The organism is Rhizobium sp. Root708, from assembly GCF_001429725.1.
In the GTDB taxonomy this organism is placed as follows: Bacteria; Pseudomonadota; Alphaproteobacteria; order Rhizobiales; family Rhizobiaceae; genus Rhizobium.
Genome location: NZ_LMHV01000023.1, coordinates 88,522 through 103,115, shown reverse-complemented (window position 1 = coordinate 103,115; position 14,594 = coordinate 88,522). Strand labels below are relative to the sequence as shown.

Sequence of the window (14,594 nt, the reverse complement as noted above, 5' to 3'; positions counted from 1 at the left end):
GACGCCACGTTGTCGCACGGGATTGCAATCATTCTTCGATTCGGAATATTACGGCGCATCGTTCATGAAATGAGATCGACATGGATCTTTCTTCTCTGGAGATTTTCCTGGCAGTAGCCGAGGAGGGTAGTGTGACGCGCGCTGCGAAACGGCTTGCGCGCGCACCCTCGAACGTCACGACACGCGTCCAGCTATTGGAAGGGCAGCTGGAGGCACCACTGTTCAGCCGCGATGGCAAGAAGATGAGCCTGACCGCACAGGGGCAGTGCTTTATATCCTACGCGAAGAAGATCGCGGCACTTGCTGAAGAAGCCAAGTTGGCGCTGAAATCGGCCGAACCCCAGCAGGTCCTGCGGGTCGGCACCATGGAGAGCACAGCTGCCAGCCGGCTTCCTCCCGTCCTTGCTCAATTCAACGAGCAGAATCCGGAGGTCAGTCTACGGCTGACACTCGGCGCCACTCGCGAGCTCGCCAAGGCCGTTGTAGCCGGTGATCTCGACTGCGCCCTCGTCGCCACTCCACGCGGCGACGGCGATTGGCTGGCCTTGAACGGCACAAATATGGACGATCTCCACGCGGCGCCTGTCTATCACGAGGATTTGCTTCTCGTGCTTCCTGCAAACCATTCCCCGGTCGCCAAGCCCGAAGATATTCGCCTTCCTGCCCTGGCGGCGTTGGAGCCTGGCTGCACGTATCGCCAGGTGGCTGAGCGCTGGATCCGCAAAGGATCGAACCTGCCGACGGTGGAAATGTCCTCGTATCATGCGATCCTTGCGCATGTGGTGGCAGGGAATGCTGTTGGTGTCATGCCGCGCTCGGTGCTCGACATGCTGCCATGGAGCAAAGACAGCAATGTCCATCGGCTTGGTACCGTCGATACGCTGCTGATTTCTCGCAGGAACGAGCGCTCCGATCCGCTCCTGGCCTTCGAGCAAGTCATGTTGGCGTCGGTGGCCCCTGAGGCCTCCATCCAGTAAGAAGTTTTCCGTTCTATCCGAAGAGTGCATGCATGCGACCCACGAAACCCAATGACGCGCCCGGCAGGGGTCCCTTCTCCCGCTGGTTCCATCCTATTCTCGCAGGCGCGAGGCTGTCCGATCGACTTCTCGGCTGCGCCGGCGCGCTCGTGGCGATTGCTCTGACCGGCCTCCTCTGCGGGATGCTGTTTGGAGAAGGATCGCACCTGCCGCTGATCGTGGCGCCGATGGGCGCCTCGGCTGTGCTGCTGTTCGCGGTTCCGGCCAGCCCGCTCGCCCAGCCCTGGTCAATCATCGGCGGCAACACGATTTCAGCCCTCATGGGTGTCGTCGCGGCGAGTCTCATCCATGATCCGATCATCGCGACGGGTGTCGGGGTTTCGCTTGCGATCGCTGCGATGTCGTTCACCCGGTGCCTGCATCCGCCTGGAGGTGCCGCGGCGCTGACTGCGGTTCTTGGCGGTCCTGTCGTCGCAAGCTGGGGCATGCTTTTCCCGTTCGTGCCGGTGGCGCTCAATTCATGCCTTCTCGTGGCAATCGGCCTGCTTTTTCACAAGTTGTCGCGACACAATTATCCTCATGTGGTCGTGCCGCCTGCGAATACGCACCTGACGGCCGATCCGCCTTCCAACCAGCGCGCAGGCTTCGTCGATGAGGATATTGATGCAGCTCTCGCGGCATTCAACGAGACGTTCGATATCGATCGTGCCGACCTTGGACGCATCCTGCGCCAGATCGAGCTTGAGGCGATCGCGCGCTCCAATGCCGAGATCCGCTGCGCGGATATCATGTCGCGTGATGTCGTGACCGTGGATGTCGATGCGACGGTCGAACAGGCTCGCTGGCTGTTGCTGAACCATAATGTCAGAACCCTGCCAGTGCGGGATGAAAACAGGAAGCTGGTAGGAACCGTTGGCCTGCGGGAACTCGCCGTTGCCTCGGGCACGGTGGAACGGCTGGTTTCCGAAGCGACTACGGCACGGGCCGACGACATTGCACTGGGGTTGCTTTCGGTCCTGACCAACGGCCGCACTCATGCAGTCATCGTCGTTGACGATGCCCAACGGATTCTCGGGCTTATCTCGCAAACCGATTTGCTGAGTGCGGTGGCAAGATCGTTGCCGAAGGCCGGCGTGCGTCCGGGTGCGGCAGCCTGATCTTCGTCACCGCATGGCGAGATAGCTGAGCAGACAAGCGGCCGCGATTGCGACCACCAGCTTCGGCCTTCTGTCGTCAAAAACGAAAGCCAGTGTCACGCCGCCGATCAAAGTCGCGCTGGCATTCCAGAAGCCTTTGTCCGAACAGGTGAGCGCGAGCGCCGCAAGGAACACGGCGCTGGCGATCATGTTCACCGGCGCGGCGGCCTTGAGGACGTCTTGTTCCGCCATATAGGGCAGGATGAAGCGACGCAGGCTGAGGGCCAGCGCGGCTCCAAGCAGAAGGCTCGTCAACACAGGGTCCAACATAGCTCACCAATCGATCCGTGGTAATGCAACGACGCAAGCGCCGTGCCAGACCGGCACCGATCGGCGTGAAACTCCGAAAGCACGTAGGTCCTGCCCATATGACGACGGTTGCGGACTGAGGGAGGCTCCACCTACGCTCGATCAACCGCACGCCTGCACAATTAAATGCCGCTAGAGCGATCAAAAAAACGCCACCTGTATTGCTGTCCTACCGACCTCATCTGAGCAAGCCTAACCACGGACCATAGTCCCATGGCACCCCGTACTATGGTCTTACGGCCTTGATTTTTCAGCCGCATATAGCTTTCATACGGTCAGTTCTGCGTAGGAACTACGACGAACAGGGACTGAAGCCATGACATTCCCCAGGCGCACTTTTCTGAAGACCGTGGTGTGCGGCGCTGCCTTCGCGGCCATTCTTCCCGTTACGATGGACAATTGGGCCGTCCGACCCGTTTCACTCGACGCCTATGCCAAGGATGGAAACAACGGCAATGGTAAGGGAAATGGCAACGGAAATGGGAACGGCAACGGAAATGGAAATGGAAATGGAAATTTTGGGGGCGGTACTGGCAACGGTGACGGCAATAATGGCAACGGGAAGGGCAACGGAAACTCCGCCGGCGTAACGTCGGACACGACGACGAGCGGTGGAAACGCAACCAATACCGAAGCGGTCGCCAGCCAAGGCTCGGATGGCTCGATGAGAATACGGCACCGGAACGGCATAACGGAGTCGATCGTTGCCGGTCGCTACGTGATGAAGGATTCCAAGGGTAGGACTATCAGCAACCGGCAGGCGACACAGGCGGACCTCAGGCGCCTCAACCGATATTTTCGCTAGTATTTGTGCCGCCACTTCACGGCGGCTTCCGTGCGGTTGGAAACGCTGAGCTTCAGCAAAATCTGGGTCATGTGATGCTTGACGGTCTTCTCCTGGAGATGAAGGCGAATAGCGATATGCTTGTTGGAGAGCCCCTCGGCGACTAGCTCCATCACCTCCCGCTCGCGAGGCGTCAGCGAGTCAGGCATCGGATCTGGTGCGCGAAGCGAACTCTCCAGGATTTTGGCGTGCATGGCCGGCGACACCACGCGCGATCCCTGGTGAATGGTCCGGATAGCCTCGGCCAAGCCGCGTGATCCAATTCCCTTCAGGACGTATCCAGCAGCTCCTCGCTGCAGCGCAGATGACAACGTACCGATCTCTTCGGACGCCGTGAGCATCAGCACTTTCGTTCGGGGACTTTTCGACAGTATTTCTCCAATGGCGTCGATTCCACCGCCGGGCATCGAGACGTCGAGAAGCATCACATCGGGACGGTCGGACGCTGCCAACCTGGCGGCATCCTCGCTATTTTCACCCTCGCCAACGACGACGAAATCGTCGACTTCAGAGAGGCTGCGGCTGACGCCCTCGCGAAAAAGCGGATGGTCATCCACAATCCCGATGGTAATCGCCGTCATTCTACGTCCTCCATTTCCAGAGACTGCAAGGTCATTGTAACGGTTGTTCCGCCCGTTCCGGTATTAATTGCCAGTTCCCCGCCCAGGCTGTCTACGCGCTCCCGCAAGCCCGCCAATCCGAGGCCGGTTGGCCTGATGTCATTAGGGTCGAAGCCCACACCCTGATCGCTGACCTCGATGCGTACGACACCATTCTCGATCTCGGCTGTTACTGATTGCTTTATGCCCCCGCCATGGCGGTAGGCGTTGTTGAGCGCTTCTTGCACGAAACGATAGACGCAAATCTTGACCGCTGCGGACAGCATAGAACCATCGTCATGGATGCTTTGTTCCACCGAGGTTGCCGTTCTGCCTTCATGTGCCTGGATGACCCTTTTCAGGATTTCGTCGCAAGATGCATTTTCGATCTGCGGCAGGATCAAACCCCTGCAGATGGTCCGTATCTCGGCCATTGCTTCGGCAAGGCTGGAACGGATCCACGAAAGCTCCTTCTGCCGTGCTTCCGAACTTGTCTTGTCGTTGACGAGCATATCGCTGTCCAGACGCAGTGACGCATAGCCGATGTGCTGGGCCGGGCCATCGTGAAGGTCAGCGCCGACCTTCCGGAGGTAGCTTTCGTTCAATGCGGCTGCACGCTGCGACGATCGCCGCAATCGCAATTGCAGGGCCTGATTTTCGGCAAGCAGCGCGGTCAGTTCGCCGACCTTGTCCTTCAGATTCTGTCGTTGCCTGTCGATCAACTGGCTCCCGCGAAAGACGAGGGCCGACAAGGTCAGAAAGAATATCGCCGTAAGGGCGGCGACGGACACCCAGCTCTGCAAGCGTGCCCGGGAGAGACTGTCGGACAGGCCCTGTGCCGTTTCGTAGAATTCAAGCACCGCGACCGCTTGCCCCGACCACGGCTGGAGTACAGGATTATAAATCTCCATCAATGGCTTGCCGAGTTTTCTTTCCTCTTCGCTTTCTGGATCTGAAGCAATTTCGTAACGTGCTTCCAGCGATCCCGCGAATGCGCCGCGGAGTTTGTCGCTGACCGGGAAGGTGCGTCCTACCAGCTCCTTCTCGTTCGAGTATAGGATGGTGCCATCTCTCCTCCAGAGCTTGAAGGAAACCAGCCTTTGGCCAAGCGCCCCTTGCGATAGGGTTTCATCGAGCGCCTGCGCGCTGCCTTCGTCCAATACCGATTGGGTCTGCATATCAGGGAGCAGAGGCGCGACCACGCTGTCGACGTACAAGGCGGTCGCCGCACCCGAATTATGGATGACGGCGTCTTCGATCATCGTCGTTACGAGACTGCCGATGAGAAACATGGCGCCGATTGAGACAATGCCACCGGTCAGGAAAAACTGCGAGGCGAGGGATCGGGAATTCCAACGTTTGAGCCAATGCATCTGCGGCCTGTCGACTGAGCACTCGACAAACATGGCACCAGTTTAGAAAAGGTCCAGAGAAATCGCGCCGATGCAAACCTCAAGGCTGGCCTGTTGCGTGAGGCGATGCGGATACACGCTCGAGGAGCTCAATAGCTCGCATTAGTTGTTCTGCGGCGAAGGTCACATTGGAGGTGTTGCGCCGTCAAGCCCGACGGCTAGGCGGTCGGCCGCCAGCGTTTGATCGCCGCTGCTGACACCCTGCGCGGATACAGTGGCACCCGGCCTTAGGTCGTCCCGCGTGGCTGAGGTAAGCGCCACTATTTTCGTGCCATCAGGAATGCTGACTTTCCGTTCGCCGCCATTATAGGCAAGCGTTACCGTTTGACCGTTGACGTCCTTGACGGCATTGGCCACCGTCGCATTGGTCATCGAGCCGTTAGGCCTGACGTTCCAAGGCCGGTCGCCTTCGCCGGTGCCCTTCATGGAAGCTGGAAAGATCACGACCTGTACCGCGCCGTTGATGCCGCGGGCGGTGGGCTGCGAACCGATCCCAACGAAGTCGCCGGCCTTTATGTCGGCGGCGGATGCATTTTTGACACCGAGCACCTTCAGGCCGTCCGCGATTTTTACAGCAATGTCTCGGCCATCCGAACCCTTGATCTTCAAGGTGTCGCCATCAAGGTTTTCGACCGTGCCGTGGACGCGGATCCTGTCAGCCGCGCTGGCGTCATGCAGTCCGGTCATTCCGAATATTGCAGCTAAAGCGAGCGTGGGCAGGATCGTCTTGAGATAGATGCGCATCGTTACTCTCCTTGAAACCCTGCCACTTGGCAGCGATTGGCAACAGCAGAGTAGCTCGTTGCCATTGGAGGGCAACGTTATCGCCGGCGTGTAACCGCCGCCAATCAAAGAACGGTGAGGTATTTTGGCAGTCGCATACCGGCGACATCCCAAGCCAGAGCGCACCTCCGTCGCGTTGGGACGCTTGTGTCCAATCCGACGCACAAAGCAGAAGCGGGGAGCCGTTTAAGCTCCCCGCTTATAACTATTGGGGCGAAAGCCGTTCAAGCTCGTTCAGCCGTTTCAGAGCCGCCTGTTGGCGAAGCAGACCATAGTTTATGTTGCTGGCGTTCAATGTGCTGCCTTCCTGATAGGGGAACTGGTCGAAATCAGAGAAGAACTCCTTGATCTTTGCCTGCACCGGTACGAGGAGCCACATGTTGCGGGCCAGGAACTCCATGGCGCCTCCACCTTCCTTGAGACCTCGTTCGTAGGGGTCCATTCTCAGATTGAAGATGTTGGCCCAACTCGGCACCTCGCGTGTCGCCGTGGCGATGTTGCCTTCGCTGTTGACCGCGAAAGCAAGCTTCCAATCGTTCCAGCGAATTGCATTGAGATTGCCGCCCTGGTCGAAATAATAAACCGCATCGCGCGGGCCGGTTTGCACCTCACTCTTCAAGAGGGGCGTCAAGTCGTAGCCATCCAGATGGACCTTGAACTCCTTGGCGCCGGATTTGAAGCCAGTCTTCATCTGTCCCTTGACATCGGATATGCCGGCGGCGGTCGCGAATGTCGGCATCCAGTCCATGAGTGTCACGATGTCGTTGACTTCCGTTCCTGGTTTAACGACACCCGGCCAGCGGACCATCATGGGAATGCGGAAGCCACCTTCCCATGTCGTGCCCTTTTCGCCATGGAACATTGTCTGCGCGCCATCAGGCCACAGGGCGAGTTCGGCACCATTGTCGGTTGTGTAGAGGACGATGGTGTTGTCGGCTATTCCCAGCTGGTCCAACTGATCCAGCAACTGACCGACGTGACCATCATGTTCCACCATGCCGTCGGCATGGATGCCCTTGCCGGTCTTGCCGAGCGCGTCAGGCTTCAGATGCGTGAATACGTGCATGCGCGTCGAGTTGAACCAGCAGAAGAAAGGCTTTTCCGCCTTCGCCTGGCGATCGATGAAATTCTTGGCGGCGGCCAGGAATTCCTCGTCGATCGTTTCCATGCGCTTGGTATTCAGCGCGCCCGTGTCTTCGATCTTTCCGTCGGCGCTTGACTTGATCACGCCGCGAGGGCCGAACTGCCTGCGGAAGGCCGGATCTTTCGGATAGAAATACCCCTCCGGCTCTTCCTCGGCATTGAGGTGGTAGAGGTTGCCGAAGAACTCGTCGAAGCCATGCTTGGTTGGCAAGTGCTGGTCCTGATCGCCGAGATGGTTTTTGCCGAACTGGCCCGTCGCATAGCCCTGGGCCTTCACCACGTCGGCAATCGTTGGCATCCAATCCTGAATCCCGTGCGGATCGCCAGGCATGCCGATCGTCAGGAGACCGGTGCGGAATGGCTCCTGACCCAGAATGAAGGATGCCCGACCCGCGGTGCAGCTATTTTGACCGTAGGAGTCGGTGAAGATGGCGCCTTCCTTGGCGATGCGATCGATATTCGGCGTGCGGTAGCCCATCAGGCCCATGGTGTATGCGCTGATCTGAGGAATGCCGATGTCATCGCCAAAGATGACGAGAATGTTGGGCTTCTTGCCCGATGAAGCCGAGGTCTGCGTTTGGGCGGCCTGTTGCGCACTCGCGCTGCTTCCTGCGGAGGCAGCCGCTATAGCCGTGAGAGCAAGGGAACTTCCGCCGAGTAGAAGGTTGCGACGGCTGACCGCCGTCAACTCGGTGTCCGGTCTACCATTCTGTGTGCTGTCCATCTGGTAGGCTCCTCAATTGAAACGATGCCCGGACAGAAGGCGCGCTTCACGGTGTTTGCGGAAGTACGTTACGGTAAACATCAGGGTAAATTTGCGCTAACGAGACAATTCTAGGCTGCATGGACGGTGAACGATCATGGGTTCAAGGGCGGAAGTACGCTTTCGATGAGGACCGTGTCGGCCTTTGTGAAATCGACGGCGGTTGCCAATTTCGTTCGATCGATCGTTTCGTCGGCGGATTTGAAAAGCCTGGCGGAGAGCATGTCGATCTGGGATCTCAGCTCATCAGGCGCGTCGCGCAGCCAATCCCCGAGCGATCGATAGCCAAGACTTCGGCTCCATTGGGCAAGGTGCGCGTAAATCTCCATTTCGCTGCCGGTCGCGATCGTCCGTCGCAGGAGCTTTAGGCGATAGCCGTGAGAGGAATGGTATCTATCCTTGGCCAAACTCAGGCGGCCTCCAAGCACAGGAAGCATTTTGCGGGCAATCCATGCGAACGCTGCAAGTGCGAGAAGCGACAGGATAATGATCGCGATCCGCTGCCGGTTCACATGCGGCAGTGGGCGCGGCGCCTCCTCGAGCACAGGTTTGATCGCGGCAGAGGCGGTGCCTGCGGCAGTTACGTTGACCGTCATCGCCGGCAAAGACGCGGATTTGCTCTCATGGCTCGATACGTCAAACCAGGTGTACGAAGCGGCGGGTATTACGAACGATCCCTCCTTGTCGGCGGTGTAAACGTAGGTCTCGGTCCGGCGACTGGCGGTGTCGCGCCCGACGTCGATGCCATCCTGGATCACGGGCGCATTCTCGTACCGATGGAGACCAGGCACGGTTCCGGGATCCAGCGGCGGGATCATCATCGCCTGGGTGTTCTGGGCGGTAATCGTTATGGTTCTGGTGAGCGCATCTCCGACCTTCATGGATCGGGCGTCATGATCGAACGCTTGCTCGACCGTAAGATCGGTCGCCGCGAAGGTGACTTCCTGTTGCTTTGCAGTCGATCCTCCGACGGTGAAGGACACCGAGGGTATATTTACTGTTGCCTTCGTCTCCTTGCCTTCCGAGGAATGACCGAACTCGACCCCGAATTGAGGCAATGTGAAGGTGCCGGAGGCCTGCGGGACGACCGCGTATGTCTTGCGGATGCCGGTGTACTGAACGCCATCGACGGTCTGCGTCAGGTTCTCAGAGCGCTCCGCAGGCAGCGTCACCAGCGCGTTGGGAAGATCGAAAAGGGGGAACTGCGGAGGCGATGTGAAGAAGTCCGGAACATAAACATCGATATCGACACGAACTTGCTGGCCCGGAACAATCCCGTTGCTTGCCTCAACCGTCGCACGCGCGAACGGTTCGGCGCTAAACGCCAACGCGGGGGCAGAAAACAAGAAGACAGCAGGCAAGAGTTTCATCATGGCTTCGAGCCTCCCGCCTCGATCGAGAATTTTCTGGCCATGAGGTCGGCAGGACTGACCTGGATGTTCTTCATCCACATTTCGGACGTCTGCTCGGCGACGGCGGTCTCGCCCGCCTTGCCCTTTTTTCCCTTGTCGTCGAACTGGACGCTGTCGGGCTTCTGGTTCGGGTCCTGTTCTTGTTCCTGCTCCGCGTCCTTTTCCTGCTTCAGGAGTTGTTGAGCGATAGCGAGGTTCGCCACGGCGTCGGGCCAGTCCTTCCGCGTCTCCAGCGCCTTGCCATAGGCGGCAACCGCCTCCTCGAACTTGCTCAGATGCAGGAGCGCGTTTCCCTGATTGTACCAGCTTTCCGGTGTGTCGACCGCCGCGAAGGCGTCGATTGCGTCCTGATAACGAGCGGCGCGATAGAGTGCTGTGCCTTTCCACATGGAATCTTGAAAGCGATCAGCAGCAGCAGGGTAGTCGCCTTGCTGGTAGGCTTGGCGACCTTGCTGATCCGGTGTGAGCCACATATCCGCGAAATCTAGGGCAGATGCCGATGTTGGCGACAGAACATGAATGGCAAGGAAGCCGGCAGAAAGCCTGACAAGCCAACCGCGTCTGAACGACAGGGCGGACAACAAGGCCACAGGCGCAATGAGCCACCATCCGAGATCATGCCAGCGGTCGCCCTCGGTCGCCGTTTGCTGGGCGAAATTCGTGCGGACGCGTTGCGCCAGCCATCGGACGTCGGTGTCATCAGGGGTGATGGTCGCGACATCGGCGCCGGTATCGCTGCCGAATTTCTTGAGAGCATCGACGTCGAGCTTGGCGGTGAGGCGCGCACCGCCGGCACCGCCCAGAAAACTGCCGTCGCGCTGCTTTACGACGCCGCCTTGCGAGGTGCCGATGCCGAGTACGACGATGGCGCCGCCAATCCCCTTGGCGCCCGCTGACGCAGCCGGTTCGACCCCATCGGTAAGCAGAGCGATGGTGCCTGACGTTCCATCGCGTTTCAGGAGGTCGTCCGCCAGCTTTAGGGCGGCTACAGTGTCTTTGCCCGGTTTCGGCATGATGCCGGTCGCCAATGCGTCGGTATAGGTCTGGATTAATTCGATGTCGTCTGTGAGCGGGACTACCAGGTGGGCTGTTCCCGAATACGCGACGACGGCCGTGCGTGCGCCGTTCCGGGCCGCGAGCAGATCATGGATTTTCAGTTTGACCCGCTCGATCCGGCTTGGCGAAATATCGATCGCATCCATCGTCGGTGAAAGATCGACCGCGATAACGAGGGATGCGGTGTCCGCAACGAATGGCGGAGCCTCGCGTTTCCAGGTCGGTCCGGCGGCGCCGAGTATAGCGAGCGTCAGCAGGGCGGCCAGAACCCAAGCGGGCGCGTAGCGATGCCGGCGGTCGGGCTGGACGATCAGGCTGTCGAGTAAATGCGGGGCGATCAATTGTTTCCAGCGACTGCGAAAATCCCCCGCGCGCGATGCCATCCATATGATGAAGGGAGGGATGAGCAGGGCGATAAGCCAGAATGGCCGAAGAAAATGAAAATCCGAGATCATGCCGCAACCCTCCTGCGGAGCAGACCCAAGATCGCGGTAAGCCCATACCATGCTGCCATAACGAGGACTGCTGCGCCGAGCGGCCAATGGAAGAGTTCTATGCGAGGACGCCAGGAAAGCTCTTTCTGATCCTGGGGCGTGATGCGGTCGAGTTCGTTGTAGATATCCTGCAGCTGCTTCTGATCGCCGCCGAAGAAGTAACGCCCGCCGGTACTCTCCGCGATCTTCTGGAGAGAGGCGGTGTCGAGTTTGTCTTCGCCTGTGGCGGCTGGGTCGCCGATGCCGACTGCGTGGATGACGATGCCCTTGGTCTTGGCGACATCAGCGGCCTTGAGAGGCGGCATCTTGCTTGCGGTGTCGTTGCCATCCGTCAGCAGAATCATCACCTTTTCCGGAATCGTGGTCTTTTCGAACATTCGGATGCCAAGACCCAGGGAGTCGCCGAGCGCGGTTCGAGGCCCCGCGATGCCGGGAAGGAGGCCCTCCACCAACGTCTGAACGAGTCCATGATCCATCGTGAACGGCGCAAGCGGATAGGGCGCGTCGCCGAATGCGATCAGCCCGATACGATCGCCCGGCCGTTTCGTGACGAAGTCCGCGACAACAGTCCGGACAGCATCAACGCGTGGCTTGGATGTTCCGTCAGGTGCCGCGAAGTCGCGTGTATCCATCGACTGCGACAGATCGAGAGCCAGAAGAATATCGCGTTGCGGCTCTGTCTTCTCCAATGGCGGTTCGACATATTGCGGACGCGCCAATGCGATGACGATGAGGCACCATGCCAAAACATCGACGAATGTCTGCGGCCAAGACCGCTTCGGCACAACCGAACCCTCCGTCGGCTCGACGCCGGCCGCGCTGGCGACCTGGTTGAAGAACGGAAGCCGGATGGAAGCCGAGGTTTCACGATGCGGAGGGACGAGCCACCAGATTAGCAGGGGAAGAGGAAGCAGCAGCAACGCCCACGGCAGATCAAGCTGATACATGATGCCTCTCGATCCAGCGCCGCGCATCACGCAAGAGATCCGTCGCGTCGGCACTTGGCGTCGCGTCGCCTCGATATTCCAGATCGTCGAGATAGCCTTTCAGAGAGCTGCCGATCTCGCTGCCCTGGTTGGCGCTCAGAAAACCGATCCAATCGTCTCCCGACAGCGCCGCAATCGTGTTGCGTGGCCAGGCTGCGAGAGCTGTTCGTTTGAGCAACTCTCCAAGACGTGCGCTTGCATCGTCGCAGGTTTGCTGGTTTCGGAAATCACCTGCAATCTCGTCGAGAAGTCGCAGCGCCTCGCGACGATAGGCGTTACGACGCCAACGCCTGTAAAGCACAAGAGCCCACAGCAGGATTGCTGCGAGCAGGATCAGTGCCAGGGCCAACCATCCCCAGGTCTGCGGCATCCAGGAGACGGGTGGCGGAACCGCGATGTCCTTGAGAGAGCGAAGAGCGGCCTCGGTGATCGGGTCCGGTCGGGCTTCCTGCTCCATCACCGCCTCCGTTGCCGCCAGGCGGATTGCTCCAGCAGGCTTCGCAATTGAGGAGCGACTTCCTCGGCCGCCGAAATCGGAAGCATTGGCAATCCGAGTTGGCGTTGCCAGGCTCTGAGTTCGTCGCCCCGGTCCTTGGCGAACTTATCAATCGATCGGCGCACGGCCGGCTGGCCTAGCGGCAGTTCGGCTTGCAGTGCTCCGCCACTGACGACGATCTCACCGGAAGACGGCAACTCGAGCAGGAAGGGATCGTAGATGAGGAGACATACGACGTCGTTTCGGGACGAGAGGTGAAGCAGCTGCTGCCGCGTCGTTTCGCTGTGACCATCGAAGTCGCTGACGACGACCACGAGGAAGTCATGATGGGCGACTTCCTCCACCCGACGGAGAACGTCGTCAAGGGCGACAGGCGACTGGGGAGCCGCGTAACTCGCATCCAATCCCCCATTCATGGTCGCGATCCGGTCGGCGAAGGCGATTACGGCGTTTCGACTACGATGCGGCTTCACCTCGCTTACGTTCTGATCGTTGAAGACAAAGCCGCCGACGCGATCGCCGGAACCCAGAATTCGCCAGGCGGTCAGCATCGCAGCTTCAGCCGCCGCGACCGATTTCATGGCGAGACGGCTTCCGAAGAACATGTTGATGCGTTGATCGACGACGACAATGGCGGGGCGTTCCTTCTCTTCGCCGTAGACCCTGACGACTGGTTTGCTCGTGCGAGCCGTGACGCGCCAGTCGATCGACCGGACATCGTCTCCGGGAAGGTATTCGCGCAGTTCCTCGAAAACGAGACCGCGGCCTCGCATCGCCGATTGCATCCGCCCCGCAAGCTGCTGATGGCTGCGGGCTTTCTGGACGAATGTCAGGTCTCGCGCACGGCTCTCGAGCGCGACGAGTTGCTGCGTCGTTACGTGGACACCGGTTGAGCGATCGCCTTCGCCGCTCATGAGACGGCCACCAGTTCGGTAATACGATCGACGACATGATCGGCCGTCGTGTTCGAGGCATGAGCTTCATAAGACAAGACGAGCCGGTGCCGGAAAACGTCGTTCACGATCGCCTTGACGTCGTCTGGCGTCACGTAGTCACGCCCATGTAGCCATGCGTAGGCGCGAGACACCTTGTCCAGGCCAATAGTTCCGCGTGGGCTGACGCCGACCTGCAATTGCTTGGCAAGCTCCTTGTCGTAGCGGTCCGGGTAGCGTGTGGCGATCACCAGGGAAACGATATATTTTTCGACGGGCTCGGAGACGGTCACGGCACCGATCTCGTTGCGTGCATCGAAAATCGACTGAGGGTCGAGCCGCTTGATGTCAGTGTGCTTGCTCTTGTCGTGAGCTGCGTTTTCCTCGCCCCTGTTGAGGCGCATGATCGACGCCTCAGATTTCTCATCGGGATAGCCGACTTCGACATGCATTAGAAACCGATCGAGCTGTGCCTCCGGCAAGGGATAGGTGCCCTCCTGTTCAATCGGATTTTGCGTCGCCATCACCATGAAGAGGTCGGGAAGCGGATAGCTTTGCCCGCCGACGGTCACCTGGCGTTCCTCCATGGCCTCAAGAAGCGCAGATTGCACCTTGGCCGGCGCGCGGTTGATTTCGTCGGCCAGGATCAGGTTGGCGAAGATCGGACCCTGCTGGAATTTGAACTCGCCCTTGCCGCCTTCCGAAAAATAGACCTCGGAGCCGGTAATGTCGGCAGGTAGAAGATCTGGTGTGAACTGGACGCGCGACAGCTCGGAATCGAGGTTCTTCGCCAGGCTCTTGATTGCCCGCGTCTTTGCAAGGCCGGGCAATCCCTCGACGAGCAAATGGCCGTTGGCCAAGAGGCCGAGCAACAGCCGCTGAACCATGGCCTCCTGGCCGATGATCGACTGTCCGATACGCTTGCCTAGATCGAGAATATCGTCACGTGCCGTCACAATCGCTTCCTCCCCCGCGAGCGGTTCGCTCGGACAAGTAAATCGGATTGGCGGGCAGTCTGCCGGATGAGAAAAAATACGTGAAGTTACGTTACGGTAAATTTCAGCGTTTCTGTGCCCATTCAGTCGGATCGGGATGATGTCAAACGCGCTCGGAGCGGCCCTTGCCGATTGTCTCTCGGCAATTGCGTCGTCGGCGCGCTTGTCACTTGGGTGACGACCGGGAGATACCGATT

At 59.3% G+C, this 14,594-nt stretch carries 14 protein-coding genes; 3 read left to right on the top strand and 11 right to left on the bottom strand.

What is annotated here, in order from left to right; translation table 11 throughout:
• Positions 1-80 precede the first annotated feature (80 nt).
• Together ASE04_RS14945 and ASE04_RS14940 are read left to right on the top strand one after the other, a co-directional pair.
• Positions 81-977: a LysR family transcriptional regulator gene (locus tag ASE04_RS14945; RefSeq protein WP_056818528.1), complete on the top strand. Its 897-nt coding sequence runs from the start codon at positions 81-83 to the stop codon at positions 975-977.
• Positions 978-1,009: 32 nt separating this feature from the next.
• On the top strand, positions 1,010-2,134 hold the full coding sequence (locus ASE04_RS14940) for an HPP family protein (protein ID WP_056818526.1): 1,125 nt from the start codon (positions 1,010-1,012) through the stop codon (positions 2,132-2,134).
• A 6-nt stretch (positions 2,135-2,140) separates the two neighbouring features.
• On the opposite strand, the gene ASE04_RS14935 is transcribed toward ASE04_RS14940, so the two are convergent.
• On the bottom strand, positions 2,141-2,431 hold the full coding sequence (locus ASE04_RS14935; protein ID WP_443216873.1) for a hypothetical protein: 291 nt from the start codon (positions 2,429-2,431) through the stop codon (positions 2,141-2,143).
• A gap of 367 nt (positions 2,432-2,798) precedes the next feature.
• On the opposite strand from ASE04_RS14935, the gene ASE04_RS14930 reads away from it, so the two are divergent.
• A complete protein-coding gene (locus ASE04_RS14930) occupies positions 2,799-3,287 on the top strand; it encodes a hypothetical protein (protein ID WP_056818523.1) in 489 nt (162 codons plus the stop codon).
• Here the strand turns inward: ASE04_RS14930 and ASE04_RS14925 are convergent.
• The 10 genes from ASE04_RS14925 to ASE04_RS14880 all read right to left on the bottom strand — a co-directional run bounded on the left by ASE04_RS14925 (position 3,284) and on the right by ASE04_RS14880 (position 14,358).
• Positions 3,284-3,907: a response regulator gene (locus tag ASE04_RS14925; protein WP_056818521.1), complete on the bottom strand. Its 624-nt coding sequence runs from the start codon at positions 3,905-3,907 to the stop codon at positions 3,284-3,286. The two genes, ASE04_RS14930 and ASE04_RS14925, sit on opposite strands and share 4 nt — an antisense overlap.
• Positions 3,904-5,298: a sensor histidine kinase gene (locus ASE04_RS14920; RefSeq protein ID WP_056819103.1), complete on the bottom strand. Its 1,395-nt coding sequence runs from the start codon at positions 5,296-5,298 to the stop codon at positions 3,904-3,906. Before ASE04_RS14920 ends, ASE04_RS14925 begins: the two co-directional genes overlap by 4 nt.
• A 162-nt stretch (positions 5,299-5,460) precedes the next feature.
• Entirely contained in the window at positions 5,461-6,081 is a 621-nt protein-coding gene (locus ASE04_RS14915) for a hypothetical protein (protein WP_056818519.1), read from the bottom strand.
• 244 nt (positions 6,082-6,325) lie between these two features.
• Positions 6,326-7,987 carry an arylsulfatase gene (locus ASE04_RS14910; RefSeq protein WP_056818517.1) on the bottom strand — a complete coding sequence of 554 codons (1,662 nt, stop codon included), beginning with the start codon at positions 7,985-7,987 and terminating at the stop codon, positions 6,326-6,328.
• A 134-nt stretch (positions 7,988-8,121) separates the two neighbouring features.
• Positions 8,122-9,399, bottom strand: coding sequence for a BatD family protein (locus ASE04_RS14905; RefSeq protein WP_082597355.1), 1,278 nt, complete (start codon positions 9,397-9,399; stop codon positions 8,122-8,124).
• Positions 9,396-10,949 (bottom strand): VWA domain-containing protein, encoded by a 1,554-nt coding sequence (locus ASE04_RS14900; RefSeq protein WP_056818515.1) that lies wholly within the window; start codon positions 10,947-10,949, stop codon positions 9,396-9,398. The genes ASE04_RS14905 and ASE04_RS14900 overlap by 4 nt, the downstream gene beginning before the upstream one ends.
• Complete coding sequence (locus ASE04_RS14895) at positions 10,946-11,935, bottom strand: vWA domain-containing protein (RefSeq protein ID WP_056818513.1); 990 nt, start codon at positions 11,933-11,935, stop codon at positions 10,946-10,948. Before ASE04_RS14895 ends, ASE04_RS14900 begins: the two co-directional genes overlap by 4 nt.
• Positions 11,922-12,431: a DUF4381 domain-containing protein gene (locus tag ASE04_RS14890; RefSeq protein WP_056818511.1), complete on the bottom strand. Its 510-nt coding sequence runs from the start codon at positions 12,429-12,431 to the stop codon at positions 11,922-11,924. The genes ASE04_RS14895 and ASE04_RS14890 overlap by 14 nt, the downstream gene beginning before the upstream one ends.
• Positions 12,431-13,384, bottom strand: coding sequence for a DUF58 domain-containing protein (locus ASE04_RS14885; RefSeq protein WP_056818510.1), 954 nt, complete (start codon positions 13,382-13,384; stop codon positions 12,431-12,433). The genes ASE04_RS14890 and ASE04_RS14885 overlap by 1 nt, the downstream gene beginning before the upstream one ends.
• The gene (locus ASE04_RS14880) at positions 13,381-14,358 is read right to left on the bottom strand and encodes an AAA family ATPase (protein WP_056818508.1); all 978 of its coding nucleotides are present in this window, start codon (positions 14,356-14,358) and stop codon (positions 13,381-13,383) included. Before ASE04_RS14880 ends, ASE04_RS14885 begins: the two co-directional genes overlap by 4 nt.
• Between the last annotated feature and the right edge of the window lie 236 nt (positions 14,359-14,594).

Bases quoted from the DNA above. Each gene is read 5' to 3' on its own strand.
- ASE04_RS14945 (WP_056818528.1), top strand. From the start codon at position 81: ATGGATCTTTCTTCTCTGGAGATTTTCCTGGCAGTAGCCGAGGAGGGT.
- ASE04_RS14940 (WP_056818526.1), top strand. From the start codon at position 1,010: ATGCGACCCACGAAACCCAATGACGCGCCCGGCAGGGGTCCCTTCTCC.
- ASE04_RS14930 (WP_056818523.1), top strand. From the start codon at position 2,799: ATGACATTCCCCAGGCGCACTTTTCTGAAGACCGTGGTGTGCGGCGCT.
- ASE04_RS14925 (WP_056818521.1), bottom strand. From the start codon at position 3,907: ATGACGGCGATTACCATCGGGATTGTGGATGACCATCCGCTTTTTCGC.
- ASE04_RS14920 (WP_056819103.1), bottom strand. From the start codon at position 5,298: ATGCATTGGCTCAAACGTTGGAATTCCCGATCCCTCGCCTCGCAGTTT.
- ASE04_RS14915 (WP_056818519.1), bottom strand. From the start codon at position 6,081: ATGCGCATCTATCTCAAGACGATCCTGCCCACGCTCGCTTTAGCTGCA.
- ASE04_RS14910 (WP_056818517.1), bottom strand. From the start codon at position 7,987: ATGGACAGCACACAGAATGGTAGACCGGACACCGAGTTGACGGCGGTC.
- ASE04_RS14905 (WP_082597355.1), bottom strand. From the start codon at position 9,399: ATGATGAAACTCTTGCCTGCTGTCTTCTTGTTTTCTGCCCCCGCGTTG.
- ASE04_RS14900 (WP_056818515.1), bottom strand. From the start codon at position 10,949: ATGATCTCGGATTTTCATTTTCTTCGGCCATTCTGGCTTATCGCCCTG.
- ASE04_RS14895 (WP_056818513.1), bottom strand. From the start codon at position 11,935: ATGTATCAGCTTGATCTGCCGTGGGCGTTGCTGCTGCTTCCTCTTCCC.
- ASE04_RS14890 (WP_056818511.1), bottom strand. From the start codon at position 12,431: ATGGAGCAGGAAGCCCGACCGGACCCGATCACCGAGGCCGCTCTTCGC.
- ASE04_RS14885 (WP_056818510.1), bottom strand. From the start codon at position 13,384: ATGAGCGGCGAAGGCGATCGCTCAACCGGTGTCCACGTAACGACGCAG.